Origin of the sequence: Pseudomonas persica, from assembly GCF_900291015.1 — a bacterium.
Classification (GTDB): Bacteria; Pseudomonadota; Gammaproteobacteria; order Pseudomonadales; family Pseudomonadaceae; genus Aquipseudomonas.
Map to the genome: position 1 here is coordinate 1 of NZ_OLKL01000223.1, position 258 is coordinate 258.

General features: G+C 57.4%; 1 protein-coding gene. It reads left to right on the plus strand.

What is annotated here, in order from left to right; all coding sequences use genetic code 11:
* Window positions 1-258, plus strand: a 258-nt coding sequence (locus FQ664_RS26355; protein ID WP_218570439.1) for a glycosyltransferase family protein, incomplete at both ends; no start/stop codon positions are given.

Here is a 258-nt window from a genome sequence, read left to right on the forward strand (position 1 = left end):
GTGTGGTGTACACAGATGCAGTCTTCATTCAGGAAACGATTGCGGCTGGCAAGCGGACTGAGGTGGCGCGCGAGCAACGCTATCCTCACGAGGCTTATTCCAGGGAGCTTTTGCTGGTCAACAACTATATCCCGATCAACACGTTTGCCTGCCCACGCGCGCTTGCACTTTCCGTGGGGGACTTCGACGAGTCGCTGGCAGGCTTGGAGGATTGGGATTTCCTCATGCGCCTGAGCGCGCGAAGCGCTTTCCATCATG